Genomic DNA, 21,259 nt, shown 5'->3' on the forward strand with positions numbered 1-21,259 from the left:
ACAAAGAGGATCGGTCTGACAACAAAGGGCTTATCTGCGTAAATCAGTGGCTACCGATCACGGTTTTTTTGCCGAGGAAAGTCGGAAGTAAAAAAGCAGTGAAGCCGACTCTCATAAGGAAATGAACATGAAAAAAGTAATTCTTCTGTTGGTCAGCTTCTTCCCCCCGATGGCTCATGCAGAAGTCAGCTCCGAATTACTGTGTTTCGACAGCTTTCAGGGCAGCCCGGTAAGGTTCGAACTTCGTACCTACTCCGACGTTGCCAGTAAATGGTCAGGTGGTTTTGTAAAGTACGCCAAGTCCGATAAGCCCATTTCTATTGTTTTGACGGATTTGCAAAACGAGATACTCGACCCGGACGCGCCTTGGCAAGTCACTAGAACCTGGGCTGAAGTATTCAACGGCAAGGTTACGGGCACCTATGAGTTGATGACTCAAGGCTCACAGATCGTCTCTATGTCCTACACGAAGAAGTCCAGCGGCAAGATTTATAGCTTTGGGATCAATACCAACATCGACTCCTCCCTGGAGTCCGGATGCAAGTGGGAGTAGGGCGAGCACATGCAATTCAAAACTCTAGCGGTATCACTGCTCGGCCTGCTGTGGGCGATCCCGGTGTTGGCCGAAACCACCACGTTCAGCCCAACCCAAGGCGTCGAAGCGACGCTGGTTATTGAGGGCGCCACACTGAATGTCTCGGTTAAAGGCGAAACGCCCAGCGAGCCCCGGACCATAGATTTTGAAGCCATTAACGAACTCAAGGTACAGATCGAGGACTTCAATTTCGACGGTGCCAAAGATTTCGCGATCTGGCAGCTGGATGACGGCATGGGCACTTACGACTACTTCAGGGTTTTCGTTTACCAAGCCAAAACCAGCACCTTCAAAGAGTTGCAGCCGGATTGCGGCGATGGCTTCGTTAATCTGCACGTCGACAAAAAACGCAAAGTGTTGCTCAGCACTTACTGGGAAATGAACAGACCGAAGCAGTGCGTCACCCGATTCACCCAACGCAAAACCCGAATGACTCAAGGATGAACACAGTGAACCGTTTTGTTTTTACCCTGCTGGCCTCGCTGTTGCTGCCAGTTTCGGCAGCCTATGCGCAGGATGACTGCAGCCATGTCACCTCAAGTCTGGAAATGGTGCCCTGCTCGGAGGCGGCGAAGAAGGCTGCCGACGCGCAGTTGAACGTCAGCTACAAACAGCTGATGACGCGGCTGGAGTCTGACTATCGAACAGATCCTGCGTTGGGCGCGGAATACGCGGCGAAGGTCAAGGAGTCGCAGCGTGCGTGGTTGAAATTGCGCGATGCAAACTGCCCTTTGGAAGCGTTCGAGATCGAGGTGGGTAAGCCTGCTTACGTGGCGGTCAGCAACTTGTGCATCGCCAGAATGAGTCGCGAGCGCTCGGCGTATCTGGACAAGATCGTCCCTGTTCTAGCGTCCGACAAAAGTGCTTCGACGGCGCCGACCAGCGACGCTTGCCCGTCGGAGGAGTTCGCGCCTTTCCTGACGGCGTTTTCCGCCAACAGCGAATCGCAACGCCGTCTCACGGCGTTGACGGTCAAGTCGCTGGTGTTGAAACCGGTAGCGGGAAAGGATCGAAGTACTTTTGAGCCTTCGACCTCGGGTGTCAGTGGAGCTACCTTCACCTATCCACTGATGGCTGCAATCACACCCGGCAAGACAGCTGGAGTCGAGATCGAAGAGGTCGACGACAGTCATGTCAACGTGGTGGATAAGCGAGCAGGAAACAGCAATGTGAAAATCTTCAACTTCTCTCGGCAGGCGTGCTGGGTGCTTGAGGGAATTGAGGATTGGTCGATCAGCGAAAAGGATCTTGTCGCAGCGCAAACCCCTGGAATGAGTCGCGCCGAGAACTTCTGTTATCAACGTGCCGAAGCGTTAGGTGGGTTGGGATTTCTTGAGCAATACCCGCTTACGGTGGAGTTGATTGAAGCGTCCCTGGAAAATTATTTATGTGCTGCCGAGTCGGGTGATGCACAGGCGAGCCTGTCGGCAGCAAGCCTGAGTCTTTCGCAAATGGCGTCGCAGTTGGAAACCCCTAGAGTTGAGGCATTGTTCAAAGCAGCCTCGACAATACCGAGTGGTGCGTTGGGCTATGCCACGTTTCTTTGTTCAGGAAACTCCACCGACTATAACGGCCCTTGCCTCCATCCCAAGCAGGCAGAAGAGCAGGTCATTCGGGCGATCATCATGGGTTCCACAGACGCGATGAGTTATCTGGCCTCTACCTTTGAGGGTGGCGATTTGGGAACGAAGGATATGTCCCGAGCCTTAGCCTGTTATCAAATGGCGGCTGACAAAGGTATTCAATCGAGCATCGACAGCCTGAAACGATTGAGATCGAATGTCACGGAGCCGATCAAGGCAAGTCACTGCATTTGAAGTTCGGCTCATGTTTGATGCGTTTCCGCAGGCGCTGAACCTGAGTGCATCCCGGTAAAACGTTTAGTATCTGAGCGTCTGACGACCGCGATTTTCCTTTAAACTCCCCACCCCCAAGGTATGCGCTCAGGACACGGAATGCCAGCCCCCTCGACCTCGCTTCGCCCCGCGCTAGTGCTGTGGCTATACGCCGCCGCGATCGTGCACATACTCGCCGGTCTCACCGTGACCTGGGCCGGTCACTCCGGTTTACTCGACGGCTATCTGCAAGTTCTCGAACTCGCATTCTGGGGCGCCGACGCAGTACCCGCCGCCGGCCACGAACAACAAGTCTGGTGGCTCGCGCTGTTCGGCGCGACGCTGCAAAGCTATTCGTTGTACATGCTTGCGTTGGTGCACTTGGGCAATCGCTTGAAAGCCCCGGCAGTGTGGGGATGGTTGATCGCCGGCATCCTGTTATGGGCACCGCAGGACATGTGGCTGTCAGCGCAACAACAGGTCTGGTCGCACCTGTGGCTCGATAGTTTTGCGTTGCTGGTATTGTTGCCGCCGCTGTTCTGGCTCCACCGGCATGACCGGCAGAAATCCCCTTCAGTAAAGACTCCGAGCCCATCCAACCCGTTTGCCGGTAGCGCCTACAAACGCGTGCTGATCACCGGCGGCACTGGTTTTATCGGTGAAGCCTTGGTCAACCAACTGCTCGACGCCGGCCATTCGGTCAACGTCCTGACGCGCGATCCGTTGAACGCGGCCAACCTGTTCAACGGCCGTACCCGCTGTGTGCATTCGCTCAGCGAACTCAGCCACGACGAAGCCTTCGACGTAGTTATCAATCTTGCCGGCGCCCCCGTCGCCGGCCCCCGTTGGAGTCCCGAGCGTCAGGCGCAACTGCTCGCCAGCCGGGTCGGCACCACCCAAGCGCTGATGACCTGGCTGAAGACCGCAAAGCAAAAACCGGCGCTGTGGATTCAAGCCTCGGCCATCGGTTTCTACGGCGTGCGCGATGCCAGCGAAAGCCTCGACGAGCACGCTAGCAAGGGCGACGGTTTCATGGCCGAACTCTGTGCGCGCTGGGAGGCGGCAGCGCAACCGGCCACTGAATTTGGCGTGCGTCAGGTGGTGCTGCGCCTCGGTGTGGTGTTTGGTCCGGGCGGTGCGTTGTTGCCGTTGCTGATTCCGTTTCGCCTGGGCTTCGGCGGGCGCATGGGTGACGGTCAGCAGATTATGAGCTGGGTGCACCGCGACGATGTGATTCAGGTGATCGCTCGATCCTTCCACGAAGAAAACCTGCGCGGCACTTACAACATGGTCGCGCCGGAAACGGTCAGTCAGGCAGCGTTCGCCGAGAACGTCGGCAAGGTCCTCAAACGCCCGGTGTGGTTTCACATTCCTGCTGCGCCAGTGCGGGCGCTGGCGGGGGAGATGGCGCAGCTGTTCTTCGACGGTCAGCGTGTTGTGCCGCAGCGTTTGAGCGAGGCGGGTTATACGTTCCGTTATCCGACCCTCGACGCCGCGCTGCGCGATCTGGCCTGAGGGTCGTTCATGAGCAAGCCCTTGATGTACCTGCTGGCCGGCAACGGCAGCGCCGCCGATTGGTGGGATGACGCGCTGCCGCACTTCCAGCGCTACGAGGTGGTGCCGCTGGAGTTGCCCGGTTTCGGCGCCAACCCGCAGCCACCCTGCGAGGATCTCGCGCACTACGCGCAAACCTTGTTGGCGATGACGCAGCAGGGTAGTGCGATCATGGCGGTCGGGGTCAACGCGTTGCTGGTGCTGCATGCGCTGCAACGCCGACCGGGGCACTTTTCGCGCAGCGTTTTGCTGGCGCCGGTCGGTGCGTTTTTGTGGCAGCGGCGGTTGCCGGCGCTGATGTCGCCGCTGCCAATTCGCAAGACCATTCATTGGTTGCTGTCGAATAAACCGACGCTGTTTGCCCGCAAGTTTTCCAATCAGACCTGGACGCCCGCGCAGTACCAGCGCATGGGCGCCGGTTATGCGCGTTGCCGCGCATTTGTGCCGCATTGGGATCTGGTCCGCGCTGACACTGCGCTGCCGCTGCTGGAGTGGATCACCGATCCGGTCGAGCTGGTGTGGGGGGATCAGGACAACGTGCTGGGCATCGAGCAAGCGGCGGCGTGGTCGGCGATTCTCGCCCGCGCCGATCTGACCATCAGCCTCAAACCCGGTTGGGGTCATTACCCGTGGATCGACGCGCCGGCCGAATTTGTCGCGTGGCTGGAGTCCGGCGAGCTAGGTTTTGTCGCGCACACCAAGGGCGGTCGGTTGCGCCTCGCTGAACTGGCCCGGCAACCGGTGCCAGCGGCGCTGACGCTTAACGATTGCGATGATCCGCGTCTGTCAGCGTTTCTCGCCGCGCAACCCGACGTGACCTGGGCGGTGCGCTCCTCCAGTTACGGCGAGGATCAGGCCGACTCGGCGAATGCTGGTCTGAGCACCACTTACCTGCGCGAGCCGCGCGCCAACGTGCCGACGCGCATCGCCGAACTGACCGCCGAAGGCGTCGAGGAAGTGGTGGTGCAGCGTTTCATCACGCCGCAGGTTTCCGGGATCGCGTTTGTTCGGCATCTGTCGGTTGAGCTGGAATGGGTTGAAGGTCATCTGGAGTCGCTGGCCGATGGTCACGTCAGCCCTTCGCGGGCCGTCCTGTCGCGGGTTGGCGAGGCTTGGCGCAGCGGTGCATTTACCGCCACGCACGGTTTGACCGAAGCGCTGCTCTGGCAGTTTCTGCAAGATGTTTTGCGCGTATTCCACTACGTGCCGGGCGACGTCGAATGGGCCTGGGATGGTGCGCAACTGTGGCTGCTGCAATACCGGCCGATCAGCGACTACGGCTGGCGCCGACACCTGACCGCCGCCAACATCGCCGAGATCCTGCCACCGCAACCGAGCGTTTTTGTCGAGTACGCCCAGCGCCGGGGGGCGGCGAGCATTCCGGCGATCATGGCGCGTTGGGATGCGCGGGTGTTGCAGGACAACGAGCCGTTCACCGCAGTGTTTGGCGGCGCGTCCTACATCAACAATGACCTGTTTCTCGCCCGCCTCGCCGACTGGGGCATCAGCGCCAGCAACTACGCCGGTGAAGTCGGCGGCGCGACTCCGCACCTGCCGTGGCAGCCGTTGAAAATGCTGCGGTCGTTGCCGCTGTTCCTGCGCATGCAACGCATCGCTCGCGGGCATCTGCTGAACCTTGAACATGGCTTGCAGCGCTTCGATAAAGAGCTGGCCGAACTCGTCGCCGAAAACGCTGACGGCCAGCAACTCGCGGACTGGTTCACTCGGTTTTACGTGTTCGTCGTGCAAGGCAATCTGTGCATCGCCACGGCGCTGGCCAGCAGTGGCGGCGATTGGCTGGGGCGCCCGCCGACCGCTTACGACAACCTTGAAAACAGTCCGCATCGATTGCCGTGGGAGACCGATCCGGCGACCCCGCGACCGGCGCCGAACGAGCTTCCGTTGCAGGCCTTTCCGCAGTGGTCGAGCCTGATCCGCCTCGCGCATTCCACCGGCCTGCCGGGCCTGCGCGGCTACTACCTGCAAGTGCGCGAGTGGTACCGCGACAACCTGATGCGCATCTTCTTCCGCCTGCACCACGCCATGCCGCTGGCGGATCGCGAGCATTGGTTCGCGCCGCATCCGGACATTCGCAGTCGTGACGGCAGCTTCTGGCAGGACGGCCGCGAAGGTGCCGAGCAGGCTACCGGATTCATGATTTATCCGGGGCAGGTGCAGGGCATTCTGGGCGAGGATATTTTGCTCGAAGACACCCTCGATCCGGGGCGGCATGCGCATTACCAAACGGCGCGGGCGGTGATTGCGCGGATGGGCGGGCGCTTGTCCCACGGCTCGACGTTGTTGCGGGAGCTGCGCAAGCCGTCGGCGGTGATGCCGCAGGTTGATCCGGCGTGGGTCGGGTGCGAGGTGCTGTATCGCGATGGGGAATTGAGTCTGGTCAATCCGGGCAATCAGAAATAAGCCTGCAGCCGTTGTTTTTTCAGGTCTTCCATTAAGGAGTTACAGCGTGAAAGGATTTTTGGTTCTACTCGGCAGCTTGCTGCTGGCGGTCTCTTCCATGGCTTTCGCCGCCGACCCGGATTTCAAAAATTACACCGTCACCCCGGTCTTCACCGGCACTCACCCTGCGCTGGTGCCGCAGGAAAACAGCAGCCCGGTGATGGAGCAGGCACGCGCCCAGGCGCTGAAAGGCAAGGTCAACTTCGCCGGCCATTACATCGTGCACCAGTTTGGTTGTGGCGGCGGTGCCAGCTGCGCCGAAGTGCTCGATGCACAAACCGGAGAAGTGGCCGGCGGGCTGCCGAATGCCTACGACGGCAGCACGTTCGCCATGGCGTACCAACCCGACAGCCGCTTGATCTTCATCACCGGCATCACCCTCGACGGCGAAGAAGACGCCCAGGGGAATTCGCTGGAAAGCGTCAACCGGGATCGTTACTACGAGTTTGTGAACAACGAATTTCGGCTGCTGACCATGGCCGACACGGAATCGCCGCCGCTTGAATAAGGATGAAGGGATGAACCGTTTTTTCATTCGGTATGTGCTGAGCGCGCTGCTGCTTTTGCCTTTTGCCCTGCCGGCGAGTGCCAATGAAGGCAGTTGCTACGGCTATCTCACCGAAATGGTGAGGAGCAGCGATTTCCCGTTTCAGTATGTCGGCAAGGACAAGGTCAATCTGCTGATCGATGAGGACAGCGGAGAAATGGTGCGCGCCCAGTTGTTCTTTGACACCGACGGCACCGGGACCATTGGCTGGGTCAAATACACCCCGGCGACACGCGTATTGCTCAACACCTCGGCGGAACTGGACGAGCCGGTGGCGTTGTCCTTCGACGCCAGGTTCGCCGATGGCTACGCAAAATGCCTGACGGAAAAACAGGCCGGTTAACGGCGAAAGGGAATTCTCGATGAATCAGTTTTATCTCGCGGGCAGCCTCGCGTTGCTGCTCTGCGCGCCTGCGTATGCAGCGCCGGCGGATGCCTACACCCAGCGCGACGTGATGCAGTGCGGTGGGGTTGAAGTGGTCTTGGTGTCGTCGTGTCGATCGGTGACGGTGGATGACGCGGAAACCCACCTCATCGCGGTTTGTTCTGACCAGACCATCAATATCGGCGGCAAAGTGCTGCGGCGTGACATCGGTAAAGTTCTGCAACGTACCTCCGACGGTGCGAAGACGAAGATGTTGAGCAACGTGGTGGTGGCGATGGATTGCGTGACGGGCAGCAAGGGCAGTCTTGTTTCAATCGGTGGCTACGGCGGTTGCGGTGCCTGCCCGGAGTGGCACGGGTATTACTCGACGGCTGGGCGACTGGAGCAATACAGCTTCGATAATACCCAGCGCTCGTTTGGCTCGAAGGGGTCATGGGAGGAGCTGATTGAGGCGTATGGGGTTAGCAAAAGACAGCTGCAATCGGAGAGCCCGGCAGTGAAAAGGATTGAATATGGCCAGCCTTAAGTGGGTGTTGATCGGCAGTCTGTTGGCCACCGCCAGTGCCTTTGCCGAGGATCCGCCAGTAGTAGGCGTGAACGGAAATACTGTGACGTTTCGGGCGACGAAATGGACGATGCCCGGCGTTGAGTCGGCGACTGCATGGTTCACCGCAAACGGCAAAACCTTTCCGCTCTTCGGCGCTGACATTGGCGCTGATGGACACTCCGAGATGCTCAGTCCTGACAAGAAAACCCTGTTGCTCGACCCGGTGATCTTCGGCATGTTGTCACTCGAAAACGGTGAAGAAAAACTGGAGTCGCAACAGCATTGCACTGCGATCTCCATGGAGACCGGTTGCGTGCTGGCTGATCGTTGGGCCACTTTTTGTGTCGGCCAGTGGAAGGGCAATCAGTGGGTTTCCGCAGACGGTTATGTGCTCACTCCCGCCCTGGAAACGAAGTCCCCAAAGGACTTGCTGAAATATGTTTCAAGTATGGAACCGGCGCAGTCCCGCGCAGATTCCATCGAGTCGAGCCTGAACTTTTTAAGCCCCGAATCCTACATGGCGTGCCATCCCCCGGCGCAAAACGTTCAAACCTACAACGACCTGGGTTTTTACCTAGCTGAGGGCGGAAAAGATGAACTGGCGCTGAAGTTTTATCGCGGCGTTGAGGTGGTCGGCAAACGCACGGTGCTGATGCTGAACATGGCCGATTCGCTGTGGCGACTGAACAAGCAAGACGAAGCGCAGCGCTATTACCGCGAGTACGGCGAAGCAATGGCTGCCGCCGGCAAGGCACAGAAGATTCCGCAACGCGTCGCTGAACGAGCTGCACATGAGGGAATGAAAAATTGAACAGGATTGTCCGCTTTATCGCGCTGCCCCTCGGGATGCTGTGCGCGTCAATTGCGCACGCTGAGGACGATTGCAAAGTCATTAGCGTGAGCTGGCAAGTTGACCTATGCGTGAAAGCCGACCGCGAGAAAGCCGATGCAAAGCTCAACGCCAGCTACAAAAAGCTGATGGCAAGGTTTGAGTCTCAGCAAAAACGCGATCCCGAACAGGGCAAGGCATTCATGGCCATCGCGAAAGAGTCACAGCGAGCATGGATCAAGTTGCGCGATACCACGTGCCCGCTGGAAGCCACGGATATCGACCCTGATGCGGTAATGCATTCCACATTAATCAATAGCTGCATCGCCAGAATGAGCCTGGAACGTGCGGTGTATCTGGACGGGATCGTGGCGGACGGTTCGGGGGATGTGGTTGATATGAACAAGGTCTCCAGATCCGGCGCGAAGCGTTACCAAGACGTAGTCGCGCGCTATCTCTACTCGTTCGACAACCCATGCCTGACTGTTCAGATTCTCGCGCCTGACGGCGGTTGGCGAGTGTTGTCATCGGCGCAGTTCTGCAGTTTTGACGGCAAGTCATTCCGGTCCGGTTATACCGATGCCAGATTCGAGGAGCCTGTATTTGCAGATGACGGCCTGCACCTGACGTTAAGCACCACGGAGCTTCGCGCGCCCGGTGAGAAGCTTCGCGCCTGTGTGATTCCGATCAAGAACGAGCAAATCAAAGAGCTTAAATGCGGCGTACCTGAGACGGCATGAAGATTAACCACGGAAGGAAAACAAAATTGGGCAGGCTTCCAGGTTTTGTTTGTGCACTTGGGCTTACGGCTGGTGTGTCGACTCAACTGGCACTGGCGAGCGATCCGCAGACCATCGGTGAGTTACATCCGCCGGTGGTGGCGTCGTTGGGCAATCAAAAGATCACGGTGTTCTTTCTGAAGAACAACCTGAAGAAGCAGACGACGGAGGTTCATGTTCCTGCCGCCGAAATCTTCTACTCAGCTATGAACGCAACCATACCGACGCTGAATTATGTGTGGAAGGTGGAGGGCGATCAGATTGCATCGGTGTTTTTCCATGAGCGCAAATCGCCGGGGCGGGCAGGGAAGTCCATGTACGTGCTGACGGAAACGCGGGTGTCGAATCGAAGTTTCGAGGGCGCGTCCTACTCGGTTCTGGAACTGCCACTCATCAAGGACGGCAATCAGTTGTCTTTGAATTATTTCCGTGGGGATCCACCGGAACCTGAGTTTCAGAACTGTCGCGACGGGCTGGATCTGGAGGAAAGTAAGGAAGTGGTGTGCGCTTACAAAGACGCGGCAAGTGTGAAAAAGCGCTTGTCTGTACTTGATGGGCAGGCTGCTGAACAGCCTCAGCCGAAGCCGGTCACGGTCAGCGCTAACGCAACTGCCAGGGCGTGTCCTTCGCCCGACTTCTCATTTTTCCTCGCAGCCTTTTCCGAACACGCGGATGTGCAAAAAGCCTTTGTCCAGCAGCCTCTGCAGATGGTCACAACGGTAGCGGGCGATCCCGAGCCGGAGCTGCAAAAGAGCAGCCTCAGCGGTGATGAACTCAAGTTTCCAATCATTCCGGATCTGGCAAAGCGAGAGGGCCAGGGCCTGACGTTGACCGTCAAGGAAGAGCGGGGCAACAAAGCGACCGCAATCCTGCAGAAACCGGATACCGACTATGTCTTCGAGTATCGGTTTGAGCGTGGGCAGTGTTGGCAGTTGAAAGAAGTGATGGATTACTCGCTTTAAAACACAGGACACAGGGTTCAAAGGCGAAATGCCTTCTGTTCAATCAGACCCGTAAATCATGAGCAGGAAGGCAAGTTGAAAAGATTAGGCTTGATCGCGTTATTGCTGTGTTCTTTCTCTGTGGCAGCGGGGCCGATGTTTCCGTCGCTCAAGTCGTGCAGGGACGTCGGCAGCGACTGTGCGCTGGCGCTGAAAGACGATTTCTTGGTGGACGCCAAGTCCGGGCAACGTCTCTCCGAAGAGGCCGAGTCGGCCGGAGCAATGAGTGATTTCTGGCTGTATCGAGATGGCGAGCGATACATCCTGGCGAATGAAAACTACTCCCAGGCGAAGTCGCGTCGTTGGCTGGTTTTTACCTACGACAGCGGCAAAGTAGTACTCGACGGCGCCTATATCTTCTCGATAGACATTGATATGAACACCGGGCCTTACTGGCATGGCTACGACTGCCGAGGTGATGCCAAACCGTTCACCGTGCCAACGAAAGATTCGTTCAATGAAGTCGCTTTGGAGGAGTTGTGCGGGGAGGCCGAAGGTTGGGTCGTCTCGGGTCGGGATACCGAGGTGCCGGTGTCTGCCAAGGGGCTGGCCGTCAGTGTTCCCGTTTACCACGCCCGCAACCGTGACGGTTCAGCGACGTACCTGTTTACTGAAAGTGATGTTCCGGAGCTTTCCAAGTTGGTGTGTTTGTCCAATTGTGCCGATGTCGCTCAAACACCAGAACGCGTTTCGCAAGAGACAGCGCCTTTGAAGGGCGGGCAGGATGGAACGTTGTGTTCAGATGACGAAGACATTTACTTCAGTTGCCCTCTGCAGGGTGGCAAGACAGTTTCCATTTGTGCGCGTGGAAACAGCAAACCCACGGCCGGCTCTGTTCAGTACCGATATGGGATTCCGGGAAAAATAGAGATGGTCTATCCGAAGACGGCTTTGCCGCCCAAGGGCAAATTTTTCGTTGTTGATGCGTCGGAAGGCAGCGTGAACCTGAACATCATCAAGTTCAAAAACGGTGCTTACACCTACTTCGTTAACCAGGCCTTTGTGAGTTATCTCTCAGTACTCAAGAACGACAAGGTTGTGTTCCGACAGTCCTGTAACGCCGGTGGTGATGCTTATGTCCATCGAGGGGCGCTCTTCGGGTTGGAGACACGCCTCAAAAGTGCCGAGGACTTTCGTTAGTCGGGGTTGCTGACGGTAAGAGAAAGGGGACTTAACGTCCCCTTTCTTCATCCACAAATCGCTTCACGGCTTGGTCGGCGTACTCCGCACTTCAATGTGGTCGAGCATGCCTTCCACCATCAATCGCACCCCATCCGCCATTCTGCTCAGGGCCAGCGCCACTGAGCGGCGTGAGCCTTCGAGGTCGTCGGCCAGGTCGGAGGCGATGACGCTGATCGATAGCAGGTCTTCCGAGGCGTTGGCCATGAGGGCTTCGGCGTCGGTGCCGGGGGAGAGACTGAAGAGGCCGCCCTGGCGTTTGGCTCGGGGTTCGACGGCGGGTTTGAAGTGGTGGTCGAGGGCGCGCTCGGCGGCTTCGTGGAATTTCTTTGAATTGGGGGATTCGTAGGGGGAGGTTTCTGGGCTTTCTGGGGGATTGGGTGTTGGTTTGAACATGGTGTCACTTCCTGGAAAAAAGAGGCTGACACCGTTTCGCTTTGCACTTCGAAAGAGGTGGCAGCTGTGCGTTGGTGTGCAAGACCGGTCCAGGAACCCGGCAGACCCGAAGGTCTCCGACGCACAGCCGCCATAACGGATCGCGAGCATAGGAAAACACTCGGCGAAATGCCACAACGTTTGTGCACCTGGATCGGACTTGCACGTCCGAGTCACCAATTGGCGGTGACACACAGAGGCTATCGATGTTGCTCCGGTTCGCCTAGTTCATGAACAGCCCGGCGCCTTGCAGGAAATTTCCCATAGATTTGCGGGGTGGAAGATCAAAAGATCGCAGCCTTCGGCAGCTCCTACAGAGATGTGTGTCTGGTGGTGTAGGACGTTGCTTTGAAAGTGTGACTTGGCGGTCATCGTGCGGTGAAAACGGGGGATCGTCTTCTAACGGTATTGGATAGTGGCGTTGTGGCGCGAAGTCGCTACACTGCCCCGGCCGTTCATTTTCCTTTTGAGGCTGTGTGCATGAAATTTCGTTTTCTACTGTGGATGCTGGGTCTGTTGATGGGTAAGGCCAGTCGGAAAAATCCTGCGTTCCAGCAGCAGTTGGGTGACAAGGAATTGGTGTTCCAGCTACAGACTCTGGACGGGAAAGTGGCGCGGCATTTCCTCGTGAAGGATCAGCGAATCACCAGTAAATCCGGCACGTATGCCGAGCCGGCGTTTGCGATTGCCTTTAAAGATGCCGCGTATGGCTTTGCCACGATGCAGGCGAAGAACAAGCAACTGGCGTTCATGCAGGGGATTCAGGACAAGTCGATCCAGATCAAGGGCAACCCGGCGCTGGTGATGTGGTTTCAGGGGCTGACCAAGTATTTGAAGCCGAGAAAGGCTAAGCCTAAGGCTTGATATCGGGGCTTGAGTAGAAGGGTTGTTGTGGTGAGGGGATTTATCCCCGATTGGCTGCGAAGCGGCCCCAAAACTGATGCCTTAGATACACCTGATGCACATGATTGATTGGGTTTGCGACTGCTACGCAGCCGGTCGGGGCGGTGCGACGTTTCGCTAAATCCCCTCACCACAGGTTTTGTGTCAGACAGGTAGACCGGGTTGGATTCTTCGCGAGCAGGCTCGCTCCCACAGGGATTTTGGTGATCCTTGGGGAGCGGGTCTGTTTGCGTTCAGGCCTGGCTGAATTGCGAAGCGAGTTCGCGCAGCAGCACTTCAGCTTCAAGCACTTTGCTGACGACGTCGTTGGCTTTTTCGCGGCTCAGGCCGACGCGTTCGAGCAGGGCGTCGGGGATGTCTTCATCCGGTCCCGAGCCAATCCCGCGACCACGCAGCAGGCGCACGGCCAGGCAGACGAGGTTCGGATACTCGGCGTAGGCGCCGTCGTAGCTTGGGTCGTGCTGGAAGCGCAGGGCGGTGGCCAGCTCGTCCGGCATGTCCCAGTAGCGCATCAGCCACGAACCGATCTGTTCGCGGCTGATACCGAGCAGGTGTTGCTCGATGTAACTGTGGCACAGGTGCGGGTTGACCTCCAGGTGACGGCAGATCAGCGAGAAGTGCGGCGGAAAGACGTGGGCCAGCAGCAGATAACCGAAGTTGTGCAACAGACCGGCAAGGTAGGTCAGGCCGGCTTCCGGGCGCTGGGCGCGCGGCATGGCGCGGGTCAGGCCTTCGATGACGGCGGCGGTGTAGATCGATTGCTGCCAGTACGGCGTGGTGTGTTGCGGGTGGTCTTTCGGCAGGCTCAGGGTCTTGCCGAGGGCCAGGCCCAGCGCCAGATTGATCACCAGATCGAAGCCGAGCACGCGGACGATCGCGTCTTCCACCGAACGAATCTTGCCCGGCGAGGCGTAGTACGGCGACGCCGCCCAGCTCACCACTTGCGCGGCCAGCGCCGGGTCGGTCTCGACCACGCCGGTGATGTCGTCGATGGTGGCGTTGGGGTCAACGCGCAGCTTGATGATTTTTTGTGCAGTCTCCGCCAATGGCGGAATCTCGATGGTCGCTTCCAGACGCTGCTGGATCCGTCGCGCGGTGAACGCTTGCACGGCCTGGGTGATTTCCTCGCGATCGTCGTCCGGGCGGTCGAGGTTGGGACGGATGCTGCTCAGGGCTTCGCCGAAGTTGGCGGCGCTGGCCTTGGTCAGCATGGTCTTGAAGTCTTCGCTGGCGATTTCCAGCAGCAGGCCGGGCTCGCCGGAGTTGATCAGCAGCTTCGGTTCGCGCAGCAGGCTTTCTTCATAGAGGCACGGCGAACTGGTCAGTGCCGGCAGGCCCGGCAGCAGGCTCAGGCTGTGTTTGCCGAGCATTTTTTCCAGACGCTCGGTCGAGACGGCGGTCAGGCGACGGCCCGTCAGTTCGGCGAGGCGGTTGAGATCCAGCAACTGGCTCTGCGGGAACAGCACCATCAGGGCGCCAACGGCGTCGTCCAGCAACACGGCTTGCACTTTGCGCGAGGCATTGAGGCCGTGGTGGTCGAGCACTTCTTCGTAGGCGACGCCCAGCTTGTTGAGCAGCAGCCGAATTACAGACGGAGCGTGCGGAGATTCGGGGGCGAGAGCAGCTTCGGTCATGGTCTGTATCCGTTTTTGAAACAATTGCAGGAGTATAACCAGCTCTGTCGGAACGAGCTGTCAGAAACTGCGACGGTGCTCACACTTGGCCGTATTGCTGCCCGTGGCGCAGCCAGCGGTCGAGCAATGGGCTGACGTGCGTCGGCCAGCGTTCCAGCAGCGCTTGCGCGGCATCGCGCACGGCGGGCAAAAGGTCGGCGTCGCGCATCAGGTCGGCGACCTTGAATTGCAGCAGGCCGGTCTGGCGGGTGCCGAGCATTTCGCCGGGGCCGCGCAGTTCGAGGTCTTTTTCGGCAATGACAAAACCGTCGTTGGTCTCGCGCATGATGCCCAGCCGCTGGCGACCGATCTGCGACAGTGGCGGATGGTAGAGCAGCACGCAATGGCTGACTGCGCTGCCCCGGCCAACGCGGCCACGCAACTGGTGCAGTTGCGCGAGGCCGAGACGCTCGGGGTTTTCGATGATCATCAGGCTGGCGTTGGGCACGTCGACGCCGACTTCGATCACCGTGGTGGCGACCAGCAGTTGTAGGTTGCCAGCCTTGAATTCGGCCATGACCGCAGCTTTTTCCGCAGGCTTCATACGCCCGTGAATCAGCCCGACTTTCAGCTCGCCGAGGGCAAGAGTGAGGTCTTCGAAGGTGGTTTCGGCGGCCTGACAAGTCAGCTCTTCCGACTCTTCAATCAGCGTGCACACCCAATAGGCCTGACGGCCCTCGGCGCAGGCGCTGCGCACCCGTTCGATGACTTCGACGCGGCGCGTGTCGGTGACCAGCACAGTGTTGACCGGGGTTCGACCGGGCGGCAGTTCGTCGAGGATCGAGGTGTCGAGGTCGGCGTAGGCGCTCATCGCCAGGGTGCGGGGGATCGGTGTGGCGGTCATGATCAACTGGTGCGGACACATGCGCCCGCCGACGCCTTTCTGCCGCAGCGCCAAGCGTTGCTGGACGCCGAAGCGGTGTTGTTCGTCGATGATCACCAGCGCGAGGTTCTTGAACTGCACTTCGTCCTGGAACAGCGCGTGGGTGCCGACCACCATCGGCGTGCCGCTGGCGATCTGTTCCAGCGCCGCGACACGATTCTTGCCTTTGAGCTTGCCGGCCAGCCACGCGACTTCAATGCCCAGCGGTTCGAGCCAGCGCTTGAAGGTGATGAAGTGTTGTTCGGCGAGAATCTCGGTCGGCGCCATCAGCGCGACTTGGTAACCGGCCTCCAGCGCTTGCAGCGCAGCGAGGGCGGCGACCACGGTTTTGCCTGCGCCGACGTCGCCCTGAATCAGCCGCAGCATCGGTTCGTGCTGACTGAGGTCGTAGGCGATTTCGTTACCGACCCGTTGCTGGGCGCCGGTCGGTTTGAAGCCGAGGTTGGCCAGGTATTTCGGCGGCAGTTTTGTGGCTTTCGGCATGGCCGGTGCGCGCAGTGAACGCATACTTTCACGCAGGCGCTGCTGCGACAATTGATGTGTCAGCAGCTCTTCGAAGGCGAGGCGATGTTGCGCCCAGTGATGGCCGATGGCGAGTTCGTCGACGTCGGCATCGGCAGGCGGGTTGTGCAGGTAACGGATTGCATCAGCCAGTGGCGCCAGTTGATAGTCGCGGGCCAGTTCGGTCGGCAGCCAGTCGGGCAGGGTGGCAGGCTTGAGCATCGTCAGGGTCTGCATGCACAACTGGCGCAGCCGCGCTTGGGTCAGGCCTTCGGTGAGCGGGTAGACCGGGGTCAGGGTTTCATCCACCGGCGGTGGCTCGTCGCCCGTGATGGCACGGTATTCCGGGTGGTAGATTTCAAGGCCGGACGCGCCGGGCCGGGCCTCGCCGTAGCAGCGAATCCGCGTGCCGCGCTTGAGGCCTTCTTTTTGCGCATTGCTGAAATGGTAGAAGCGCAGGCTGAGGCCGCCAGTGCCGTCCTGCAGGCGGACGACGAGGCTGCGACGTCGGCCCATGACCACGTCGGCGCCGCTGACGGTGCCTTCGACCACGGCGTCCTGTCCCGGCCGCAGTGCGCCGATCGGCACCACACGGGTGCGATCCTGATAGCGCAGCGGCAAGTGGAACAGCACGTCCTGGAGATTCTCCAGGCCGACCTTGGCCAATTTCTCGGCCATGGCTTCGCCGACACCCTTGAGTGCCGTCACCGACACTTGCGACAACTCAGTCATGACGCTCGCTTAACCGGCCGTAACCGGTGCCGCTGGCTTGGCCACCGAGCACAGGCGAACGGAGTCGGCGAGGATCTCGATGGCTTTCGGCCGCGGGAAACTTGCACGCCAGGCAATGGCCACGGTGCGGAACGGCACCGGCGGCGACAGCGGACGCACTTCGATCACGCCCGGGGCGTAGTGATGACTGTCTACTGCCGACAGCGGCAGGATCGAAATACCCAGACCGGAGGCGACCATGTGCCGAATGGTTTCCAGCGAGCTGGATTCGACCGTGGTGTGCTTGGCGCCGTCGTTGCCCTTGGTCAGGGTCGGGCAGGCTTCGAGCACTTGATCGCGGAAGCAGTGGCCTTCGCCGAGCAGCAGCAGGCTCTTGTCGTTGAGCAGGCCGGCGTCGATGGTTTCTTTTTGCGTCCACGGGTGCTGCGCGGGCATCAGGACGTAGAACGGTTCGTCGTAGAGCGGCAGGGTCAGCACGTCGGCTTCGTTGAACGGCAGGGCGATGATGATCGCGTCGAGTTCGCCGTTGCGCAGTTTGTCGCGCAGCACGTGGGTGAAGTTTTCTTCGATGTACAACGGCATCTGCGGGGCGACCCGGTGCAGTTGCGGAATCAGGTGCGGGAACAGATACGGGCCGACGGTGTAGATAGCGCCGACTTTCAGCGGGGCGGTCAGCTGGTTCTTGCCGGCCTGGGCCAGCTCGCGGATGCCTTGGGCTTGCTCGAGGACTTTTTGCGCCTGGGCGACAATGCCTTCGCCGACCGGGGTCAGGCGCACGGCGCTTTTGCTGCGCTCGAAAATCAGCACACCGAGTTCATCTTCAAGCTTTTTCACGCCCACGGAGAGGGTCGGCTGACTGACGTGGCACTTCTCGGCCGCGTGACCGAAGTGCTGCTCTTGGGCGAGGGTAACGATGTAGCGTAATTCTGTGAGAGTCATAGCAAGCGTCCATGAAGATGCGGGCCAAGCATACCGGCTGCAATCGATAGACGCACGTTATCAGACTGAGGGAGGAGTGCGACACCGGGCAATGCCCGTTTGCCGCGTACAGATATGCAAAAGGCACCTTTCGGTGCCTTTTGGCTTGGATCATCCGGCTGGCGGAGAACCCTTGTAGGAGTGAGCCTGCTCGCGATCGCGGTGTGTCGGTCAGCAAATCATCGTCTGACACAACGCTATCGCGAGCAGGCTCACTCCTACAGGTTTTGTGTTGCTTTAGCGGCGACGTTCGAGGGAGTAAACAAACGGCGCAACAATTTCGATCGAGCCGTTGTTCAGCATGTCGGCCGGTGGCTTGGGCAGCGGTTGCGCGCGGCGGATCATTTCCAGAGTGGCCCGGTCCAGATCGGCGTTGCCGGAGCGGCCCACCAGTTCGAACGACAACACATTACCTTCGCCATCGACCACAAAACGCAGGCGGTTCAAGCCTTCCTTGCCCCGTGCCTGGGCGCTGGCCGGGTACTTTTTGTACTTGGCCAGATGCGCTAGCAAGGTGCCTTGCCAACTGGCCTTGGCGGCCATTTGTGCAGGCGACGGGCCTGGCGCAGGCTGGGCGGATTTCTCCGTCGGCGCCTGAGTTGGTTGCGTGTCGGCCGGTTTTTCCTCGGAAGGTTTTTCCTTCGGCGGATCAGGCTGCTTCTTCTCGACCGGCTTCGGCGGTTTAGGCTTGGGCTTCGGTTTAGGCTTCTGCACCGCGATTTCGGCTTTCGGTGCTTCGGCCAGTTTCGGAATCGGCAACTCTTCAACCGGAGCCGGTGGCTGTGGTGGTGTGACGACTTTTGGCGGTGCAGGCGGTGGCGGGGCCGGAACCGGTGCCAGCTCGACCATCATTGCCTGCGGCGGCAATTCGATGGGCGGGCGTGCGGTCCAGTTCAGCGCCAGCGCGATGGCCAGCGCATGAACGCCCAGCACCACGGCCAGGCTACCGCTGTAACGCGTCAGCTTATGGCGCGTCGTGATCATTTCTTGACCGCGCTCTCGAGTCCGACCAGGCCAACCTTCAGGTAACCGGCGGAGCGCAGATTATCCATCACGCTCATCAGGTCGCCGTAATCCACACCTTTGTCGGCCTGGAAGAAGATCGTCGTGTCTTTCTTGCCTTTGGTGCGGGCGTCGAGGGTGGCGCCCAGTGTTTCAGGCTTCACTTCGTCTTCACCGAGGAACAGCCGCTGGTCAGCCTTGACGCTGAGGAACACCGGTTTCTCCGGCCGCGGCGCCGGTTTGGCGGTAGAGGCAGGCAGGTCGACTTTGATATCGACGGTGGCCAATGGAGCGGCCACCATGAAGATGATCAGCAGCACCAGCATCACGTCGATGAACGGCGTGACGTTGATTTCGTGGTTCTCGGCCAGATCGTCGTCTGCGCCTTCTTTCAAATGCAGGCCCATGGCCGATTACCCCACTTTCACCATGTGCGGTTGCGAGCTGCGCTCAGGCTGGTGATCGAGGTCACGGCTGACCAGCAGCAGAACTTCTGCCGAGGCATCGGAAACCTGCGCCTTGTAACCGGCGATGGAGCGGGCGAAGACGTTGTAGATCACTACTGCAGGAATCGCCGCAACCAGACCCAGTGCGGTGGCCAGCAGCGCTTCAGCGATACCTGGCGCTACAACAGCAAGGTTGGTGGTCTGGGTTTTGGCGATGCCGATGAAGGAGTTCATGATGCCCCAGACGGTACCGAACAGGCCGACGAACGGTGCGGTGGAGCCGATGGTGGCGAGGACGCCGGTGCCGCTGCTCATGTTGCGACCGCAAGCGGCGACGAGGCGCTCGAGACGGAAGCTGACGCGTTCCTTGATGCCTTCTTTCTCGCGGCTGTTGACCGACAGGCGCATTTCTTCGAGCGCGTCGTGCACCAGCAGATTGGCGAGGGTGCCTTCCTTGCCTGCGGTGGCGCTGGCTTCTTTAAGGGTGGTGGCTTTCTTCAGGGCGGCGATTTCACCACGCAGACGACGCTTGGCGCCCATCAGCTCGAAGCCTTTGGCGATCCAGATGGTCCAGGTGATGATCGACGCAAGGGCCAGACCGATCATCACGATCTTCACGATGATGTCGGCGTTCTGGTACATGCCCCATGGCGACAGGTCGTGGGCCATGCCCAGAGTGTTGTCGGCTTCGAGAACTTCAGGGACGTCGGCGGCATCGACAGCTTGCACTGGGTCAGTGGCGGCCGGAGTAGCGGCTGGCGCTTCAGCAGCAGGTGCGTGCTGTTCGGTGGCGGCCGGGGCGGCCGGCGCTTGAGCGTCGGCGAAAGCGGCGGTCGGTGCCAGCATCAGGCTGAACAACAGTGCCGCCACCGCGCTAAAGGCGCGAGGTCGTTTGGTTGGCGAAGCGGGAATTTGATTGCGTGTCATGCTGGCCGGACCTGAGATAGAAAAATGTAGATGCTCTTCCAGGCCTCGTAAGGCCGAGAACAAAAGTGGCGTGCATTATTGCAAGTAATTCTTGTTAACAAAAGTAATAGAGTTTCTTTTTTTCCTTGATTGCTAGCCGCTCGTCATCTGTCGGGGCTAGTCTGTCGCTTTCCGATGGGAGTTCTTTGATGTCCGCGCCTTCTGTTTTGATTGCCGGTTGTGGTGATGTCGGCAGTCGTCTGGCCACGCAATTACTGGCTGCTGGCTGGGAAGTTCACGGCCTGCGCCGGGACGTTTCACGCCTGCCCGATGGGGTCATTGGCGTGGCCGGTGACCTGTTCAATGAAGATTGCCCGGCGACCTGGCCGGTGGGGGCGGTGGATTACCTGGTGTACTGCGCGGCTGCCACCGACCACGATGAGGCCGGGTATCGCGCGGCTTACGTGCAGGGCTTGCAGAACGTACTGAGCTGGCTGGACGATTACGGGCAGGTGCCGGAGCGGCTGTTTTTTGTGTCCAGCAGCAGCGTTTATGGGCAGATGGATGGCGAGTGGGTGGATGAGAACTCAGAGACCGTGGCTGCCGGGTATTCAGGTCGGTTGATGCTCGAAGCCGAGCAGGTGGCGCTCAAGAGCGGCATCCCGGCGAGCGTCCTGCGTCTGACCGGGATCTACGGTCCCGGCCGTGAATGGTTGCTGACTCAGGTGCGTCGCGGTTATCGAGTGGCCGTTGATCCGCCGCTGTATGGCAATCGGATTCATGCCGATGACGCGGCGGGGTTGCTGGCATTCCTGTTGGAAAAGGCTCGGCAGGGCGTAAAGCTGGAGGATCTCTACATCGGCGTCGACGATGCACCGGCGCCGTTGGCCGAAGTGGTGGGCTGGCTGCGCGAGTATCTGGGCGTTACCGAATGGGCGGAAGATGCCAGCGTTCGGCGCACCGGCAGCAAGCGTTGCAGCAATGCGCGGGCGAAAGCCTTGGGCTGGGAGCCGAAGTACCCAAGCTATCGTGAAGGCTATGCCGCGATCCTCGAAGGTAAATGCTGACTTTCAGACACCACAATACAAC

Annotated in this window: 21 protein-coding genes; 14 read left to right on the forward strand and 7 right to left on the reverse strand. The window is 59.4% G+C overall.

Annotated elements, in window-relative coordinates; genetic code table 11:
- The first annotated feature begins 127 nt into the window (after window positions 1-127).
- From JFT86_RS07240 to JFT86_RS07295, 12 genes are all read left to right on the forward strand, one after another.
- Window positions 128-553, forward strand: a complete 426-nt coding sequence (locus JFT86_RS07240; protein ID WP_201236286.1) for a hypothetical protein — start codon at window positions 128-130, stop codon at window positions 551-553.
- A gap of 9 nt (window positions 554-562) precedes the next feature.
- Window positions 563-1,039, forward strand: coding sequence for a hypothetical protein (locus JFT86_RS07245; protein WP_201236287.1), 477 nt, complete (start codon window positions 563-565; stop codon window positions 1,037-1,039).
- A 5-nt stretch (window positions 1,040-1,044) separates the two neighbouring features.
- On the forward strand, window positions 1,045-2,412 hold the full coding sequence (locus JFT86_RS07250; protein ID WP_201236288.1) for a lysozyme inhibitor LprI family protein: 1,368 nt from the start codon (window positions 1,045-1,047) through the stop codon (window positions 2,410-2,412).
- A gap of 138 nt (window positions 2,413-2,550) precedes the next feature.
- Window positions 2,551-3,945 carry a TIGR01777 family oxidoreductase gene (locus tag JFT86_RS07255; RefSeq protein WP_201236289.1) on the forward strand — a complete coding sequence of 465 codons (1,395 nt, stop codon included), beginning with the start codon at window positions 2,551-2,553 and terminating at the stop codon, window positions 3,943-3,945.
- Between the two features lie 9 nt (window positions 3,946-3,954).
- Window positions 3,955-6,405 (forward strand): alpha/beta fold hydrolase, encoded by a 2,451-nt coding sequence (locus JFT86_RS07260; protein WP_201236290.1) that lies wholly within the window; start codon window positions 3,955-3,957, stop codon window positions 6,403-6,405.
- Window positions 6,406-6,502: 97 nt separating this feature from the next.
- Window positions 6,503-6,952, forward strand: a complete 450-nt coding sequence (locus JFT86_RS07265) for a hypothetical protein (RefSeq protein ID WP_201238563.1) — start codon at window positions 6,503-6,505, stop codon at window positions 6,950-6,952.
- 10 nt (window positions 6,953-6,962) lie between these two features.
- Complete coding sequence (locus JFT86_RS07270; protein ID WP_201236291.1) at window positions 6,963-7,334, forward strand: hypothetical protein; 372 nt, start codon at window positions 6,963-6,965, stop codon at window positions 7,332-7,334.
- 19 nt (window positions 7,335-7,353) lie between these two features.
- Complete coding sequence (locus tag JFT86_RS07275) at window positions 7,354-7,902, forward strand: hypothetical protein (RefSeq protein WP_201236292.1); 549 nt, start codon at window positions 7,354-7,356, stop codon at window positions 7,900-7,902.
- Entirely contained in the window at window positions 7,889-8,734 is an 846-nt protein-coding gene (locus JFT86_RS07280; protein ID WP_201236293.1) for a tetratricopeptide repeat protein, read from the forward strand. Before JFT86_RS07275 ends, JFT86_RS07280 begins: the two co-directional genes overlap by 14 nt.
- Window positions 8,735-8,769: 35 nt before the next feature.
- Window positions 8,770-9,492, forward strand: a complete 723-nt coding sequence (locus JFT86_RS07285) for a lysozyme inhibitor LprI family protein (protein ID WP_201238564.1) — start codon at window positions 8,770-8,772, stop codon at window positions 9,490-9,492.
- Window positions 9,489-10,493 carry a hypothetical protein gene (locus tag JFT86_RS07290; RefSeq protein ID WP_242489210.1) on the forward strand — a complete coding sequence of 335 codons (1,005 nt, stop codon included), beginning with the start codon at window positions 9,489-9,491 and terminating at the stop codon, window positions 10,491-10,493. Before JFT86_RS07285 ends, JFT86_RS07290 begins: the two co-directional genes overlap by 4 nt.
- Before the next feature lie 90 nt (window positions 10,494-10,583).
- Window positions 10,584-11,672 (forward strand): hypothetical protein, encoded by a 1,089-nt coding sequence (locus JFT86_RS07295; RefSeq protein WP_242489475.1) that lies wholly within the window; start codon window positions 10,584-10,586, stop codon window positions 11,670-11,672.
- A 63-nt stretch (window positions 11,673-11,735) separates the two neighbouring features.
- Here the strand turns inward: JFT86_RS07295 and JFT86_RS07300 are convergent, their stop codons facing one another.
- Window positions 11,736-12,107 carry a DUF6124 family protein gene (locus JFT86_RS07300; protein ID WP_201236294.1) on the reverse strand — a complete coding sequence of 124 codons (372 nt, stop codon included), beginning with the start codon at window positions 12,105-12,107 and terminating at the stop codon, window positions 11,736-11,738.
- Between the two features lie 519 nt (window positions 12,108-12,626).
- On the opposite strand from JFT86_RS07300, the gene JFT86_RS07305 reads away from it, so the two are divergent.
- The gene (locus JFT86_RS07305) at window positions 12,627-13,010 is read left to right on the forward strand and encodes a helicase (RefSeq protein WP_201236295.1); all 384 of its coding nucleotides are present in this window, start codon (window positions 12,627-12,629) and stop codon (window positions 13,008-13,010) included.
- A gap of 272 nt (window positions 13,011-13,282) precedes the next feature.
- Here JFT86_RS07305 and JFT86_RS07310 read toward each other — a convergent pair whose 3' ends face one another.
- From JFT86_RS07310 to exbB, 6 genes are all read right to left on the reverse strand, one after another.
- Window positions 13,283-14,683 (reverse strand): aminoacyl-tRNA deacylase and HDOD domain-containing protein, encoded by a 1,401-nt coding sequence (locus JFT86_RS07310; RefSeq protein WP_201236296.1) that lies wholly within the window; start codon window positions 14,681-14,683, stop codon window positions 13,283-13,285.
- Window positions 14,684-14,762: 79 nt separating this feature from the next.
- Window positions 14,763-16,838, reverse strand: coding sequence for an ATP-dependent DNA helicase RecG (gene recG / locus JFT86_RS07315; protein WP_201236297.1), 2,076 nt, complete (start codon window positions 16,836-16,838; stop codon window positions 14,763-14,765).
- 9 nt (window positions 16,839-16,847) lie between these two features.
- Entirely contained in the window at window positions 16,848-17,777 is a 930-nt protein-coding gene (locus JFT86_RS07320; protein ID WP_103302608.1) for a hydrogen peroxide-inducible genes activator, read from the reverse strand.
- Window positions 17,778-18,053: 276 nt separating this feature from the next.
- Complete coding sequence (locus JFT86_RS07325; RefSeq protein WP_201236298.1) at window positions 18,054-18,800, reverse strand: energy transducer TonB; 747 nt, start codon at window positions 18,798-18,800, stop codon at window positions 18,054-18,056.
- Window positions 18,797-19,225 carry a TonB system transport protein ExbD gene (exbD, locus tag JFT86_RS07330; protein ID WP_103302606.1) on the reverse strand — a complete coding sequence of 143 codons (429 nt, stop codon included), beginning with the start codon at window positions 19,223-19,225 and terminating at the stop codon, window positions 18,797-18,799. Before exbD ends, JFT86_RS07325 begins: the two co-directional genes overlap by 4 nt.
- Window positions 19,226-19,231: 6 nt before the next feature.
- On the reverse strand, window positions 19,232-20,191 hold the full coding sequence (gene exbB, locus JFT86_RS07335) for a tonB-system energizer ExbB (RefSeq protein ID WP_201236299.1): 960 nt from the start codon (window positions 20,189-20,191) through the stop codon (window positions 19,232-19,234).
- 188 nt (window positions 20,192-20,379) lie between these two features.
- Here exbB and JFT86_RS07340 point away from each other — a divergent pair, with 188 nt between their 5' ends.
- Window positions 20,380-21,237 carry an SDR family oxidoreductase gene (locus tag JFT86_RS07340; RefSeq protein WP_201236300.1) on the forward strand — a complete coding sequence of 286 codons (858 nt, stop codon included), beginning with the start codon at window positions 20,380-20,382 and terminating at the stop codon, window positions 21,235-21,237.
- Window positions 21,238-21,259: the final 22 nt, after the last annotated feature.

The organism is Pseudomonas sp. TH06, assembly GCF_016651305.1.
Taxonomy (GTDB): Bacteria; Pseudomonadota; Gammaproteobacteria; order Pseudomonadales; family Pseudomonadaceae; genus Aquipseudomonas.